The organism is Nesterenkonia muleiensis, assembly GCF_003600155.1.
Lineage (GTDB): Bacteria > Actinomycetota > Actinomycetes > Actinomycetales > Micrococcaceae > Nesterenkonia > Nesterenkonia muleiensis.
The window spans coordinates 115,382-130,105 of record NZ_QWLD01000038.1; the positions used below are offsets into that span (position 1 = coordinate 115,382).

At 66.1% G+C, this 14,724-nt stretch carries 12 protein-coding genes; 8 read left to right on the forward strand and 4 right to left on the reverse strand.

The genetic code is table 11. The features are described from left to right. Positions 1–52: 52 nt before the first annotated feature. Complete coding sequence (locus tag DVO78_RS10360) at positions 53–1,021, reverse strand: alpha/beta fold hydrolase (RefSeq protein WP_120004832.1); 969 nt, start codon at positions 1,019–1,021, stop codon at positions 53–55. Between the two features lie 79 nt (positions 1,022–1,100). Between DVO78_RS10360 and leuS the strand changes: the two genes are divergently transcribed. From leuS to DVO78_RS10380, 4 genes are all read left to right on the forward strand, one after another. Next, the gene (gene leuS / locus DVO78_RS10365) at positions 1,101–3,575 is read left to right on the forward strand and encodes a leucine--tRNA ligase (protein ID WP_238385249.1); all 2,475 of its coding nucleotides are present in this window, start codon (positions 1,101–1,103) and stop codon (positions 3,573–3,575) included. A gap of 22 nt (positions 3,576–3,597) precedes the next feature. Beyond that, positions 3,598–4,584, forward strand: coding sequence for a DegV family protein (locus DVO78_RS10370; RefSeq protein ID WP_120004833.1), 987 nt, complete (start codon positions 3,598–3,600; stop codon positions 4,582–4,584). Between the two features lie 109 nt (positions 4,585–4,693). Continuing rightward, a complete protein-coding gene (locus tag DVO78_RS10375) occupies positions 4,694–5,413 on the forward strand; it encodes a ComEA family DNA-binding protein (RefSeq protein WP_120004834.1) in 720 nt (239 codons plus the stop codon). Between the two features lie 2 nt (positions 5,414–5,415). Beyond that, positions 5,416–7,827, forward strand: a complete 2,412-nt coding sequence (locus DVO78_RS10380) for a ComEC/Rec2 family competence protein (protein WP_157983988.1) — start codon at positions 5,416–5,418, stop codon at positions 7,825–7,827. 3 nt (positions 7,828–7,830) lie between these two features. Here DVO78_RS10380 and DVO78_RS18175 read toward each other — a convergent pair whose 3' ends face one another. Together DVO78_RS18175 and DVO78_RS10390 are read right to left on the reverse strand one after the other, a co-directional pair. Further along, positions 7,831–8,511 carry a LysM peptidoglycan-binding domain-containing protein gene (locus DVO78_RS18175; protein WP_120004836.1) on the reverse strand — a complete coding sequence of 227 codons (681 nt, stop codon included), beginning with the start codon at positions 8,509–8,511 and terminating at the stop codon, positions 7,831–7,833. A 255-nt stretch (positions 8,512–8,766) separates the two neighbouring features. Next, on the reverse strand, positions 8,767–10,014 hold the full coding sequence (locus tag DVO78_RS10390) for an arginine deiminase (RefSeq protein WP_120004933.1): 1,248 nt from the start codon (positions 10,012–10,014) through the stop codon (positions 8,767–8,769). A gap of 88 nt (positions 10,015–10,102) precedes the next feature. Here DVO78_RS10390 and DVO78_RS10395 point away from each other — a divergent pair, with 88 nt between their 5' ends. From DVO78_RS10395 to DVO78_RS10405, 3 genes are read left to right on the forward strand one after another with little or no spacing between them, the layout of a single operon-like run. Next, positions 10,103–11,182, forward strand: a complete 1,080-nt coding sequence (locus tag DVO78_RS10395; RefSeq protein WP_202912153.1) for an NADH:flavin oxidoreductase/NADH oxidase — start codon at positions 10,103–10,105, stop codon at positions 11,180–11,182. A 9-nt stretch (positions 11,183–11,191) separates the two neighbouring features. Continuing rightward, the gene (dgt, locus tag DVO78_RS10400) at positions 11,192–12,766 is read left to right on the forward strand and encodes a dGTP triphosphohydrolase (protein WP_120004837.1); all 1,575 of its coding nucleotides are present in this window, start codon (positions 11,192–11,194) and stop codon (positions 12,764–12,766) included. Positions 12,767–12,793: 27 nt separating this feature from the next. Next, entirely contained in the window at positions 12,794–13,225 is a 432-nt protein-coding gene (locus DVO78_RS10405; protein ID WP_120004935.1) for an NUDIX hydrolase, read from the forward strand. A 4-nt stretch (positions 13,226–13,229) separates the two neighbouring features. Here DVO78_RS10405 and DVO78_RS10410 read toward each other — a convergent pair whose 3' ends face one another. Then, complete coding sequence (locus DVO78_RS10410) at positions 13,230–13,931, reverse strand: class I SAM-dependent methyltransferase (protein ID WP_238385250.1); 702 nt, start codon at positions 13,929–13,931, stop codon at positions 13,230–13,232. Between the two features lie 149 nt (positions 13,932–14,080). Here DVO78_RS10410 and DVO78_RS10415 point away from each other — a divergent pair, with 149 nt between their 5' ends. Next, a complete protein-coding gene (locus tag DVO78_RS10415) occupies positions 14,081–14,701 on the forward strand; it encodes a malonic semialdehyde reductase (RefSeq protein ID WP_120004839.1) in 621 nt (206 codons plus the stop codon). Positions 14,702–14,724: the final 23 nt, after the last annotated feature.

A 14,724-nucleotide genomic window follows, 5' to 3' on the forward strand; every position in this document is an offset into this window, starting at 1 on the left:
TCATGGGTCTGTAGGACCATGACATCCCAATGCAGGCATGATATTGATGAGGTTATAGGTCGTGGAGGAACCGGCGCACCGCCCGTGCCAGCTGGGCGGGTCTTTCATAGTGCACCAGGTGGCCCGCGTGGCGGATGATCTCCAAAGCGCCACCTGGCAGTGCCTCACGCAGTGCCCGCAGTCCCTCCGGCGTGCTCAGATTGTCCTTGGCTCCGGCAGCCAGCAGGGTGGGCACCCGAATGTCTTCGGCGTAGTCCAGCACGGTGTGCCGGCTTGAGGCGTGGTAGGACTCCAGCAGTGTCCCTCGGTCCGAGTAGTCGCCGAAGAACTGCCGGTGCTGGTCCTTCGCGAATGCGCCCAACTGCGGATCCCAACCCACGCCGAGAGTGAGGTTCATCACCTCCAGAACGGCCCGGGAGCGCAGCACCGCATCCCCGGCAGCTTCCGGCAGCAGCTGGCACAGCCGGTAGTAGAGTTCGACGACGGCGGCACCGGGCAGCAGTTTACCGCTGAAGATGTCATCGCTGACCGGAGCGCTGAGCACCAGTCCTGCCCAAGGCCGCCGGTGCCGCGCCACATGAGCGGCACACACAATAGTTCCGAAGGAATGGCCCAGCAGCCCGTCCCCGGAGCCCAGCCCCTGCTTTTCAGCTAGGGCCTCCACGACACCGGCATAGACCTCAACAGTGTGTTCCACCCGCTCGCCGGTCCTCACGTCTCGCATCGGAGCGGTCTGGCCGTAGCCGGGCAGATCGGGTACCAGCACCTCGAACTCCGCCAGCGCATCGGCGATCAGCTGCATTCCGTGGTGGTCACCCCGGAACCCATGGATCAGCAGTAGCCTGGGCCGCTGCGCTGCGCCGTCGTCGGAGCTGTATTTCCACAGCGCCGCATCGGTGTGCACTCTCTGCCCGTCCAGCTCCACGTTGATCGGCACTGTTATCCGCTCACCGTGGCGGCGTGGAGAGCCGACCCAAGGGGTCGGCAGGAACCGTGGCGTCGTCGTCGGTGTTTTTCCCACGGGTCACAGCGTAGCGACACTGAAGAGCAACTAGACTGTTCTGAGTCGAAATTTCCATGAACTTCTAAGGTGCGCACCTGTGAGCGAAATTGTAGAGAAGCAGTCCTACGACTTCCGAGCGATCGAGGCCAAATGGCTGCCGTTCTGGGAGCAGGACGGGACCTTCGTGACCAACACCGCCGACTCCCGGCCCAAGAAGTATGTCTGCGATATGTTCCCCTACCCCTCCGGCGACCTGCATATGGGCCACGCCGAGGCCTTCGCGATCGGCGATGTGCCGGCTCGCTACTGGCGGCTGCGCGGCTACAACGTGCTGCACCCGATCGGCTGGGACTCCTTCGGGCTGCCGGCGGAGAACGCGGCGATCAAGAACAACGCGCACCCGGCCGAATGGACCTACAACAATATCGAGACCCAGGCGGAGAGCTTCAAGCGCTACGGGATCAGCGTGGACTGGACCCGGCGGCTGCACACCTCGGACGAGCTGTACTACCGCTGGACCCAGTGGCTGTTCCTGAGGCTGTACGAGCGCGGACTGGCCTACCGGAGGAACTCCCCGGTCAACTGGTGCCCGTCGTGTCAGACCGTGCTGGCCAATGAGCAGGTGGTCTCCGGCGCCTGCGAGCGCTGCGGTACCCCAGTGACCAAGAAGGCGCTGAATCAGTGGTACTTCAAGATCACCGACTACGCCGACCGCCTGCTGGAGGATATGGCGCAGCTGGAAGGCACCTGGCCCGAACGTGTGCTGGCCATGCAGCGCAACTGGATCGGCCGCTCTGAGGGTGCTCATCTGGATTTCCCGGTCGACGGCGGGCACACCGTCACCGTCTTCACCACACGCCCGGACACGGTCTTCGGGGCCACCTTCTTCGTGGTGGCCGCCGATGCAGAGCTGGCCACCGAGCTGGTGACCGATGAGCAGAGCGGTGAGCTGGAGGCCTACCGCGAGCAGCTCAAGTCAGTCTCAGACATCGAACGCCAGGCCACCGACCGGAAGAAGACCGGCGTCTTCCTGGGCGTCTACGCCACCAACCCGACCACCGGGGCCAGGATGCCGGTCTACGCCACCGACTACGTGCTGGCCGACTACGGCACCGGCGCGGTGATGGGGGTGCCCGGCCAGGATCAGCGTGACTGGGAGTTCGCCACGGCTTTCGACCTGCCGATTGTACGCACTGTGCAGCCTGCCGCAGATTTCGAGGGGGAGGCCTATACCGGAGAGGGCCCGGCCATCAACTCGGCCAATGCCGAGATCTCCCTGGACGGGATGGAGGTGGAGGAGGCCAAGGCGAAGATCATCGACTGGCTGGACTCCAAGGGTGCCGGGCGTGCCACGGTCAACTACCGGCTGCGCGACTGGCTGGTCTCCCGCCAGCGGTTCTGGGGCGCGCCGATCCCGATCATCCACTGCCCGGACTGCGGGGAGGTGCCGGTGCCCGAGGATCAGCTGCCGGTGACCCTGCCCACCGATATGCGCGGCGAGCAGCTCGCGCCCAAAGGCCAGTCCCCGCTGGCCTCCAACACCGACTGGGTCAGCGTCGGCTGCCCGGTCTGCGGCAAGCCCGCGACCCGGGACACTGACACCATGGACACCTTTGTGGACTCCTCCTGGTACTACATCCGGTATATCGACCCCAAGAGCACATCCGAGATCTTCCCCACCGAGCAGGCCAACCAGTGGCTGCCGGTGGACCAGTACGTCGGCGGTGTGGAGCACGCCATCCTGCACCTGCTCTACTCCCGGTTCATCACCAAGGTGCTGTACGACATGGACCTGGTCAGCTTCACCGAGCCGTTCAAGGCCCTGCTGAACCAGGGCCAGGTGCTCAACGGCGGAAAGGCCATGTCCAAGTCGCTGGGCAACGGGGTGGACCTCGGCGAGCAGCTCGAGGCCTACGGGGTCGACGCCGTGCGGCTGACCATGGTCTTCGCCTCACCTCCGGAGGACGACGTCGACTGGGCCGATGTCAGCCCCGCCGCCAGCCAGAAGTTCCTGGCCCGCGCCTGGCGGCTGGCCCAGGACGTCACCAGTGCCCGGGGGACTGATCCGGCTGCCGGTGCCTCAGGACTGCGTTCGCTCACCCATCGAAGCATCGCCGATGCCGAGTCGCTGCTCGGTGCTCAGAAGTACAACGTGGTGGTCGCCCGGCTGATGGAGCTGGTCAACGCCGCCCGCAAGGAGATCGACTCCGGCGCCGGCCCCGCTGATCCCGCCGTGCGCGAGGCCGCCGAGGTGACGGCCCAGCTGCTCTCTTTGGTGGCCCCCTACACGGCGGAGGACATGTGGCAGCTGCTGGGCCATGAGGCCTCGGTGGCGAACACCGCCTGGCCGGCCTACGAGGAGGCCCTGCTGGTGCAGGAGACCATCACCGCGGTGGTCCAGGTCAAGGGCAAACTGCGCGATAAGCTCGAGGTGCCGGTGGACATCACCGAGGCCGACCTTGAGGCCCAGGCGTTGGCCCTGCCGAAGATCCAGCGCTACATCGCCGACGACGGCGGGGTCCGCAAGGTGATCGTCCGGGCGCCCAAACTGGTCAACGTCGTCACCGGCTGAACGACCCGGCCAAGAGGTAGAGATGGACACCGAGAAATGGGTCCAGGCGCTGGAGGCAGAGCTGCTGGCCAGGCGCTCAGCCCTGACCGGTCGCAAACCCGTGTTGCGTCGGGCGCGCGGCCGGGTCGCAGTGGTGAGCGATGCCGGCTGTGCGCTTCCGGTGAGCCCTGCCACCGGGAAGCTGCAGCTGGGCATTCTCGGCGAACACATCGAGGTGGTGCCGATTCCGGTGATGATCGACTCGGCCCCGCAGCAGGGGCAGATGTATCCCGAGCCCTCCCCGGAGCTGGCTCGGGACCTTCCCCTGGCGCTGGCGCAGGGGCTGCCGGTGCGCACGTCACGCCCCTCGCCGGGGCGCATCGCCGAGACGTACAGCAGGCTGCACCACCAGGGATTCAGCGGTGTGGTCTCCATTCACCTTTCCGCCAAACTCTCAGGAACGGTCGACGCCGCCCGGCTCGCCGCTCAAGGGGCGCCGCTGCCGGTGACGGTGGTCGACTCCCGGCAGGCGGGGCTGGGTCTGGGCCACGCCGTGATCGAAGCCGCCATGACGGCTCGGCTCGGCCGCAGCCTGCCGGAAGTGGTACAGGCAGCTGAGGCTGCGGCGGCCAGTTCTCGCTCTGTCTTCGCCGTGCCCAGCCTGGAGCAGCTTCGCCGCGGTGGCCGCATCAACCGACTGGTTTCCATTCTGGGCTCTGTGATGCGGGTGCGCCCCCTGCTGGAGTTGCGCGAGGGGGAGATTGTGCTGCTGGAGCGTGCACACACTATGGCGCGGGCGGTGGCTCGGATGGTTGAAACGGCTATTGAGCAGGCCGAATCACTGGAGAGTCCACGGCTGGGAGTGCAGTGCTGTGGAAACCCGGACCAGGGTGCCGAGCTCGCTGATCAGCTGCGGGTGCTTTCGTCCCATCCGGTGCCGGTCATTGAGCTGCCGCCGGGGCTGGCCGCGCACCTGGGTCTCGGCGCGGTGGGCATCAGCATCACCGAGGGCCCCGTCGGCACCGGCTGAGACCAGAGTTATCCCCAGCCGGGATGCGGTTCAGCGCGGCGCGCTGGCCTCTCCACAGCGCGTGATCCCCGCAGGCTAAGGGTCTCGGCTGTCTCCTAGCCTGAGGCGTATGGAGTCCCCGCCGTTGGAGCACGAGGAAGAGTTGATCACCCGCAGAGAGCGGCTGCGGACACAGCGTCAGGCCGAATATTCAGCGCCTGCGCGCATCAGGCTGCGGCTGGGCGCGGTGGCTGTCGCACTGGTGGCCCTGCTGAGCTGGATCACCGTCTCCTGGATCTCCCACCGTTCTGTCGCTGAGCCTGTCTCCGATGCGGTTCCCTTGGAGGCAGCGTCACCTCAGGGTGAGGAAGGGGAATCCGCTGCTGAGGAGACTGAGGCGCTGATCGTCCACGTCGCCGGGGCTGTCCGGGACCCGCGGGTGATCCAGCTGGAGCCCGGCGATCGGGTGATCGACGCGGTGGAGGCGGCCGGTGGACTCACCGAGGATGCCGCACCGGATGGAGTGAACCTCGCTGCTGCGGCGCAGGACGGCACGCTGATCTTCGTGCCGACCGCTGAGGAGCTCGAATCGGGGGATGCACCGCCTGTGGCTGAAGGAGGACCGGAAACAAGCAGCATCGCCGGAGCCCAGCAGGATGGAGTGGTCAATCTCAACACCGCGGATGCTGCAGAGCTTGAACAGCTGCCGGGGATCGGTCCGGCACTGGCGGAGCGCATCATGACTTACCGCGAGACCAACGGAGAGTTCAACTCCCTGGAGGAGCTGGCCGCGGTCAGCGGGATCGGCCCGGCGATTCTCGAGAACATCGTTGACGATGTCACCTGGTGATCATGGCGGAGAGGCACCAGACCCTGGACCTGAGGCTGCTTCCCGCGGCATGTATCGGGTGGGTTGTGGCGCTGGTGGTGGTGCACAGTCTGCCAGCGCAGTCGCTGGCCTGGGGGCTGGGGATGGTGTGGGGTGCGGGCCTGTGCCTGAGCGCCGCACTCCTGCTGGCAGATCGCTGGTCCGCCCTGCGCAGAGTGATGCTGCATGCGGTGCTGTGCACCGGCGTGGGCGCAGGGGTGGCATTCTCCGCTGCGCATACCCAGCACAGCCATCAGGAGAGCGGTTGGACGCAGGCAGTGCAGTCAGAGGCGCCCGTGGAGGTCACCTTCAGAGTCACCAGGGATCCGTTGCCGTTTGAGCAGCGCGGCTTTGCCGGTGACTCAGGCTATCGGACTCAGGCGGTGGTGCAGAGCTTTGGCGCTCAGCAGCAGGTGCGGGCAGAGGTGATGGTCTTCACCGATGCGGAGCTCCGTGCCGGCCATCGCTACACCGCCATGGTGACTGCCGTGCCTGCCGACACCGGCGATCGGACCACCGCCCTGCTGCACAGCTTTGGATCGCAGGCGCCTCAGCGGCTCGCCGCTGACCGCTGGTCCCGGGTGACCGAGGGCTTCAGCGCACTGCGTGCAGCCACAGCAGAGCAGTCTTCCCATGCCGTCGGCGATGCCCCCGCTCTGCTTCCAGGAGTGGTCCTGGGCGACAGGTCGGCGCAGAGCGAGGAGCTGACCGAGGCAATGCAGATATCCGGGCTGACTCACATGACCGTGGTCAGCGGCACGCACTGCAGTTTGGCGATGGGCGCCCTGCTGGGGACTGCTCGGATGATGCGTCTGCCCCGATGGATCTTGCCGCCGCTGCTGCTGGCCGGGCTACTGCTGTTTGTGATGCTTGTCCAACCTGCGCCGAGCGTCATCCGCGCCTCAGTCATGGGCGCCATCGGGGCGCTGGCGGTCTTCGCCGGACGGGGAAGGGCCTCTTCGGCACTGCTGTGTCTCTGCGTGATCGTGCTGCTGGTCTACGACCCCTGGTATTCAGTAGAGGCGGCCTTCCAACTGTCGGTGGCCGCGACTGTCGGCATTGTGCTCATCGGAGCCAGGCTCAAGACGTTCTTCGCCCACTGGCTGCCGGGATTCTTCGCCGGTGCTTTAGCACTGGCGGTCTCAGCCCAACTGTTCGTCATCCCGGTTCTGCTGCCTATCGCCGAAGGAGTGACCCTCTACAGCATTCCAGCCAATATTCTTGCAGGCCCGCTGCTCCCCCTGGCGACGGTGCCCGGCACCCTGGCCGCGGTGCTGTCCACCACCGTGCCCTGGCTGTCCACCGCGCTGTTGTGGCTGGCCGGCTTCCCCGCTGCCGGGATTGCCGTGATCGGACACGCCACCGCGGCTCTGCCGCAGGCGTTTGTTGCCTGGCCGCAGGGCGCCACCGGCTGGGCCCTGGCCGGACTCTACAGCGCGGCGGCGATCATGGTGTGCCGGCTGGTCGTCGATTCCACGCGGAGGGCAGGCAGAGCGGAGAGGAGCGTCCTGGCAGCAACAGTCGGGGCCTTGACCGCCCTGGTTCTTCCTGCCACTGGTGTCCTGGATCCGTTGTTCGGGCAGGGCCTGCCGGAGCACTGGCGGTTCGCGCTCTGCGATGTGGGGCAGGGCGACATGCTGGTGGTCCGCACCCAGGAGGTCGCTGCCGTGGTGGTGGATACCGGGGAGGATCCGGCTCTGGCCGCGGAGTGCCTGGACCGTTTGGGGCTTGAGCAGGTGGAGATCCTGATGGTCACCCACGAACACCGGGACCACTATGGAGGGGTATCGGGTGTTGCTGAGGCCGCCGAGGTGGAACATATCCTCTACTCAGGAACCGCCGGGTGGAGTGTGCTCGAAGCGGTCCAGGAGCTCGATGAGGTGGTGCTAGGGATACCGGAGACCCGGGCGCATGTCGGGGATACGGCGGGACACCATGGGAGATATCCGGTGAACTGGACCGTCTGGTCGGCGGCGGACTTCCACGCCAACCCGAATAACAACTCGCTGGTGGTGCAGTTCGAACTGTGGGAGTCAGAAACGTCAGCAGGCGCAGTCGGATCCGCGAACAATCCGCTGCGCCTGCTGACGCTGGGCGACCTCGAGGAGGATGTCGCCAGACTTCTGGTGGCTCAGGAGGCCATACCTTCTCAGTCCCAGGTGGTCAAGGTCTCCCACCACGGTGCAGCCAATGGCGGTACCGAGATTCTCGAACACATCACGCCATCAGCTGCACTCATCGGTGTCGGTAAGGACAACACCTATGGTCACCCGGCAGATGAGATCCTGGGTGCCCTCGGTGAGATGGACGCCTCGGTCTACCGCACTGATCTGCACGGAACAGTGGTGTTCGACCTCGCCGAGGGCGGGCTGGAAGCCTTCTCAGTTGAGGACTGAGGCTCAGCCCTCGTCCTCGCCGCCATCGCTGTCGATGACCGGCAGCTTGAGCTCATCGCCGACGAAGATGAGGTTCGGATCCTCGATCTCATCAACGTTGGCGCCCCACAGATCCTTCCAGTCGATGTCGTGCTCATCAGCGATGGAGCCGAGAGTATCGCCGGAGGAGATGGTGTAGATGTCCTCGGAGACCTCCACGTCGGTGTTCGGCTCGGCGGTGAACTCACCAGCCGGAGCGGGGGACTGCTGCGGAGCTTCCTGCGTCGGCTGCGGGGCCTGCTGCTGGGGCTGGGACTGCTGAGTGGATTCCCCGCCCCCGGAACCGCCGCTCGGGCTACCGGAGAGGCCCAGCTGGGCCGAGCAGGACGGCCACTGGCCCCAGCCGGCAGCAGCCTGCAGCTTGGACGCCACAGCGATCTGCTCGGACTTGGATGCCTGGTGCGGGTACTCGGCGTACTGCTGGCCGCCCATGGAGTCCCAGGTGGCCTTCATGAACTGCAGTCCGCCGTAGAAGCCGTTGCCGGTGTTGATCGACCAGTTGCCGCCAGACTCGCACTGAGCCAGACGGTCCCAGTCGCTCTGTGCGTTGGCCACTGGGGCCTGGGCCACAATGGCGCCGCCTGCCAGAGCTGCTGCGGCGGCGGAGCCGCCCAGGAACTTCTTCCAAGTAGAGGTGGTCTTCATATTGAGCCTCAATTCCTCACTACGTCGTTGGTTCTTCATGTGGTGTGCTCATCACGCGATGGGTATGTCACGGTCACATCACTTTCAATGTCCGGAGTCCAGTAAAGAGTCTCAGAAAGATCACGTCAACCGCAGTGATAGGACCTCGAATGCGGAAAAAACCGCGAAATATCAAGGATCCAAGGGCGTTATCATCTTGTTATTTTAGTTTCTGTGACTTAACTGTGAATTGTTGGCGTCGAGGACAGCCGGAGGTCATTCCACGGGGTCGCGCAGGGTGGGGCAGCTCATGCACCGGGGGCCTCCGCGGCCGCGCCCCAATTCTCCGCCGGGGACTTCGATGACCTCGATGCCGGACTCCCGCAAGAAGGCATTGGAGGTGGGGGTCCGGTCATAGGTGACCACCGCGCCGGGGGCCACGGCCAGGGCGTTGCAGCCATCGTCCCACTGCTCGCGCGCTGCGGAGTGGACATCCTGCTCAGCGGTGAGGATCCGCAGGCCGTGCAGCCCAAGAGCGTCGGCGATCGCTCGGTGCGCCTGCCCGGGCTGATGGTCGGCGATGTTCAGCTCCACCTGGTCGGAGGAGCCTGCCGCACCGCCCCGGGCAGTGACGGTGTAGGAGGCCAGTTCGCCGAGTCCGGCGTACTCGATGAAGGACCTCTCGTCCACCATGGTCATCACCGTGTCCAAGTGCATGAAGGACCGAGCCTTGGGCAGCTCCAGTGCGACCACCCGGTCGGCGGAACCCGCCGCGAAGAGCCGTTTGGCCAGCCGCTCCACGCCCTGCGGAGTGGTGCGTTCGCTCATCCCCACCAGCACCGCACCATTGCCGATCACCAGGACATCTCCGCCCTCGACGGTGGCCTGCTGATCATTGAGCCCATCGGCCCAGCGGTTGAACTGTGCGGCGGCGAACTGCGGATGCCACCGGTAGATGGCCTCATAGGTGATCGCCTCCCGCATGCGGGCCGGCTTCTGCATGGAGTTCACCGCGACCCCGTCATAGACCCAGCAGGAAGCATCGCGGGCGAACAGGTGGTTCGGCAGCGGGGCCACCACCAGGTCATCGGGTCCCAGGGAGTGCAGCACAATGGAGCGTGGCTCATCGGTGAGCTCCAGCAGCTCCCGCTTGGTCAGTCCGCCGATCACCAGCTCGGCCAGGGCGGCCTCGTCCAGTCCGGCGGCGACGGTCCGCAGCAGCGGAGCAGCGGCTGGGCCGTAGATACGCTCATCAAAGGTATGGTCCAGTACGAAGTCCTTGGCTTCCTGGACCGAAAGCGTCTGGCGCAGCAGGGCATCCAGGTGCAGGACCTGGGCTCCTGCTGCTTCGAGTGCGGCGGAGAACTGGTCATGCTCCTCCTGGGCGCGGCGGACCCACAGCAGATCGTCGAATAGCAGGTCATCTTTGGTCTCCGGGGTCAGTCGCAGCAGCTCGGTGCCGGGCCGGTGCACGATCACCTGCCGGAGTTGGCCCACCTCGGAGCCCACATACAGTTCATTCATGCTGTTCATGCTTCCATAGCCTGGGAATGCGTGCGGGCTCTCCGCGATTGGGCACTGAGAGAGTCCGTGACGGAAAGGAACCCCAGCGATGTCAGTGCCGCCCCAGCTGTTTGAACCGATCAGCCTGCGCAGTCTCACCATCCGCAACCGCATCTGGGTGCCGGCGATGTGCCAGTACTCCGCTGAAGCCCAGGACGGGGTGGCCACCGACTGGCATCTGGTTCATCTGGGCTCCTTCGCCACAGGAGGGGCGGGGGCGATCATCGTGGAGGCCACCGGTGTGACTCCGCAGGGCAGGATCTCTCCTGAGGATCTAGGCCTGTGGAACCAGGAGCAGGAAGCCGCGCTGGCCCGGGTGGTGGACTTCATGCATTCTCAAGGCGCGGCCGCAGGCATCCAGTTGGCCCATGCAGGACGTAAGGCCTCCACATTCCGGCCCTTCACCGAACAGTCCGGGACTGTTCCTGCTGATCAGGGCGGGTGGACCACTGTGGCGCCCTCGGCGGTGGCCTACCCCGGCCTGGCAGAGCCCGAGGCCCTTGACGCGGAGGGAGTATCCGGCATTATTAGCGCCTTTGCCGATGCGGCCGAACGTGCTGTGGCCGCCGGGTTCGACGTCCTGGAGATTCACGCCGCCCACGGCTATCTGCTCCACCAGTTCCTCTCCCCGTTGAGCAACACCCGCAGCGATGCCTACGGCGGGACCCTCCAGAATCGGGCGCGCCTGCTGCTGGAGGTGGTTGATGCCGTCCGTGCCCGGGCAGGGGAGGATGTTCCACTGCTGGTGCGGCTCTCCGCCACCGACTGGACAGAGGGTGGGCTGACTGTGGAGGACACGGTGCAGGTGGTGGAGTGGCTCGAAGTGCGCGGTGTTGACATGGTGGATATCTCCAGCGGCGGCAACGCCCCGGTCCGGATCCCGTTGAGCCCTGGTTACCAGGTGCCCTTCGCCGCGGCGGTGAAGAAACAGACCGGGATGCCGGCCGCTGCGGTGGGCCTGATCACCGAACCGGTCCAGGCCGAGCACATTCTGGCTACTGGCCAGGCGGATGTGGTGCTCATCGGCCGGGAATCGCTGCGAGACCCGCACTTCCCGCTGCGGGCGGCCCAGCACTTCGGCCACCGGCCCGGTTACCTCCCGGCTCAGTACGAACGCGCTTACCGCTAGAGTCGGTGTATGACCAGCGCCCCGTTTTACCCCAGCGGAGTCCAGGACAGCAGAGCCCAAGACCCCCGACTGGCCCGGGCGGTGCCTGAGCTGCTGGCAGAGTCCCAGCGGGTGGAGAGGTGGCCGGAGTTCCGTGCCGACCTGGAACGGATCAGGTTCTCCCCCTACTTCTCCCGGCTGTCTGCGGTGACCCAGGTGATCTCGCAGACCGGGGCCGGGCTGGCGGTCCACAACCGGCTCACCCACTCTCTGAAGGTCGCCGCGGTGGCACGTGCCATCGCGGTGGCGCTCTCTGCTGCCGAAGGGCACACCAAACGGACCCTGGAGTCGCTGGGCGGCTGCCATCCTGTGGTGGTGCAGGCCGCCTCCTGCGCCCACGACGTCGGCCACCCGCCCTTCGGCCATCTGGGCGAGCAGACTCTGGACCGGTTGGCCCGGGAGCATTTCGGGCTGTCTGAGGGGTTCGAGGGCAATGCCCAGTCCTTCCGCATCATGGCCCGGCTTGATCAGCACAACCGTCACGATGCCGGCCTGAACCTCACCGCTGCGGTGCGCTCTGCCATCGTGAAATATCCCTGGGTCAGAGCCGACGGCCTCGGTGAGCGCCCCGGAACGGAGACCGAGCGGGGGCTGGCTCCACCTGTTGGGGGCGGCGGGGCGAAGAAGTTCTCCGCCTACGCTGTGGACCTGCACAATATGCTTCAGGCCCGCGGCGCCTATCCGCGGATCGGGCAGCGGCAGCAGACCGTGGAGTGCTCGGTGATGGACGTTGCCGATGACATCGCCTATTCGCTGCACGACCTCGATGACTTCTACCGGGCCGGCCTGCTTAACCAGACCGCCATCTCCGCGGAGTTCAGGACCTGGCACGCCGAACGCCGTCAGCTCGCCGAGATGGACCAGGCAACCCTGGTGCGCACCGAGCGCGCTCCGGGCCGGTCACTGGAGTTGCTCTGGCGGCGGCTCTACGCCAAAGACGCCTGGATCGCTGACCAGGACGCGTTCACCCAAGCAGTCGACCGGGTCTCCGAGGACGTGGTGGAGGGGCTGCTGCGGGTGCCCTTTGACGGCTCCCGGCAGGCGGAGCGCTCGTTGGCGACCTTCACCGCTACCTGGATCGGCCATCTGCAGAACTCTGTGGAGGTCCACGCCGCACCGCATGTGCGCTCCGGGCATGTGAACCTCAACCAGGCCGCCTGGCATGAGGTGGCGGTGCTGAAGTTCCTGCATGAGCGGTTCATCCTGGACCGCTCGGACTTGACCGTCTACCAGCGTGGCCAGGCCAAGCTTCTGGAACGGCTGGTGCTGGGCTTCTCTGCCTGGCTCGACGACGCCCACGATGTGCGGCGGGCTCCGCGCCGGCTGCTGGATCTGGTGACCCTGGCCACCGAGGACATGCTCAGACTGCACCAGGATTCACCGGAACTGCTCGGGGCCGCCGATGAGCCGGCACTGCTGCGGCAGGCCAAGGGCCGGGGCATCATCGACTACATCGCCTCGCTCACCGACGCTCAGGCCACCTCACTGGACGCGCTGCTGGCCGGCACCTCCGAACGGCTCTGGGACGCCGGCCAGGGGCTGTAGAGGCTATGACTCTATAGGCTGGTGCAGGTGGGCGAACAGAACATCATTCGGGTGGCCGCAGTGATCATCCTCGATCGGGAGCACCGTGTGCTGACCGTGCGCAAGCAGGGCACCGACCGGTTCATGCAGCCCGGGGGCAAGCCCGAACCGGGGGAGAGTGCTCAGCAGACAGCGGTGCGCGAGGTCGCCGAGGAGATCGGCCTGCAGCTTCGGCCCGAGCAGCTGGTCGATATGGGGACCTTCAGGGCTGCGGCGGCCAATGAGCAGAACACCGTGGTGGTGTGCCAGAACTTCATGGTGGAGTACGACGACGCCGCACAGGAGATTTTGGGTGCCCTGGAGCCTGCCGCTGAGATCGCCGAGCTGCGCTGGATGCCGCTGGAGTCCCTGCAGCCGGCCGAGAATCTGGCTCCGCTGCTGACCGAGCAGGTGGCCCCTGCGGTGCGGAACGTCCTCTGAGACACTACGGCCTCGTCCAGGTGTGGAGGAGGTAGCCGTAGCTCAGCCCCACAGCCTGGGGGTTCGCAGCCAACCACGGATCGGCGACCTCGCCGAACTCCAGCCGAAGAACCGCCTCGAGGTCATCCCGGGAGGTGAATCTCCAGCTGCTCATCACCTCGGTGGTGGTGGCTCCACGTTGTGCCCACCACCGGGTGGAGTAGTCGCCGTGGCCCTGCCGCTGTGCCGGAGCACTGGCGCCAAGCAGCTGGGCGAACTCTCCGTGGAGACCATCATTGTCAATCACTACCAGCCGGCCGCCGGGCCTGAGAACCCGTGCGACCTCGTTCAGCCCCGGGGTGGGGTCGAGGTGCCGGCTGGGAAAGAAGTATGCGAACCGGGCGTGCACCACATCGACGCTTTCTGCCTCCAGCGGAAGGTGTTCTGCGGATCCATGCCGCACCTCCGCCTGCGAGGTGCGGGCGCGGGCCAGCGGGAGCAGGGACTCATCAGGTTCGACCCCGATCAGCTGGTGGGCCGAATGGTACTTCGGCAGCCAGAAGCCGGAGCCGCAGCCCAGATCGACCAGCGTTCTGTCCTCCCACGGTGCGGCCTTCTCCAGTTCAGTCCAGAGAATTCCCTCGGGGTCCAGGGCCTGATTCTCCAGCTCATACAGCCCAGGGTCGGCACCTTGGTTGGCAGCGGGGATGAAGTCGCGGAGAGTCACCTGCTCAGTCTGGCACAGGGAGGGGTGCTCACCATGACTGCCCTAGGGCGTCGTCGGCTGTGATCCTGATGACAGTGCGGAAGAACTCCGGGGGTAGGGGGGTTCATGAGAAATGGACCCCCATCCGCCTGCTGATACGAGGAGAATCCATGACCGTAGAGACCGTAGGACGTGTTGTCGCCCGTGAGGCGCTCGATGCCCTGTTCACCCACCGGCACACCACCAACACTTTCATCGACACACCGGTAGAGGCGGAGCTGATCAGGGCCGCCTACGACGACGCCCGGCTGGCCCCGGTCTCCATGAACTCCCAGCCGCTGCGCCTGACCCTGGTCCAGCAGGGCCAGTCCCGCCAGGCGCTGGTGGAGCAGATGATGGGCGGCAATAAGGAGAAGACCGTGGCCGCACCGCTGAGCATCGTGGTCGCCTACGACCCAGCCTGGCACCTGCACATGGATGAGCTGTTCCCCGCGATCCCGGGGGTGAAGGACACCTTCGAGTCCCAGCCGGAGAACCGGCACGCCATGGGCCGGGACAACGCCTCCATCCAGCTGGGCTATTTCCTGGTGGCTCTGCGTGCCCATGGCCTGGAAGTCGGCCCGATGGCAGGACTGGACGCTGCCGGCATTGACGCGCTCTTCCACTCGGAGACCGGCTGGAAGACCATTGCGGTGGTCAATGTGGGCCACGCGCCGAACCCCGACGACGCGCAGGCCCAGTTCCCTCGCGGCAAACGCCTCGACTTCGCCGACATCAGCCAGCTGCGCTGATCTCAGCAGGTGCACTGGTGGTG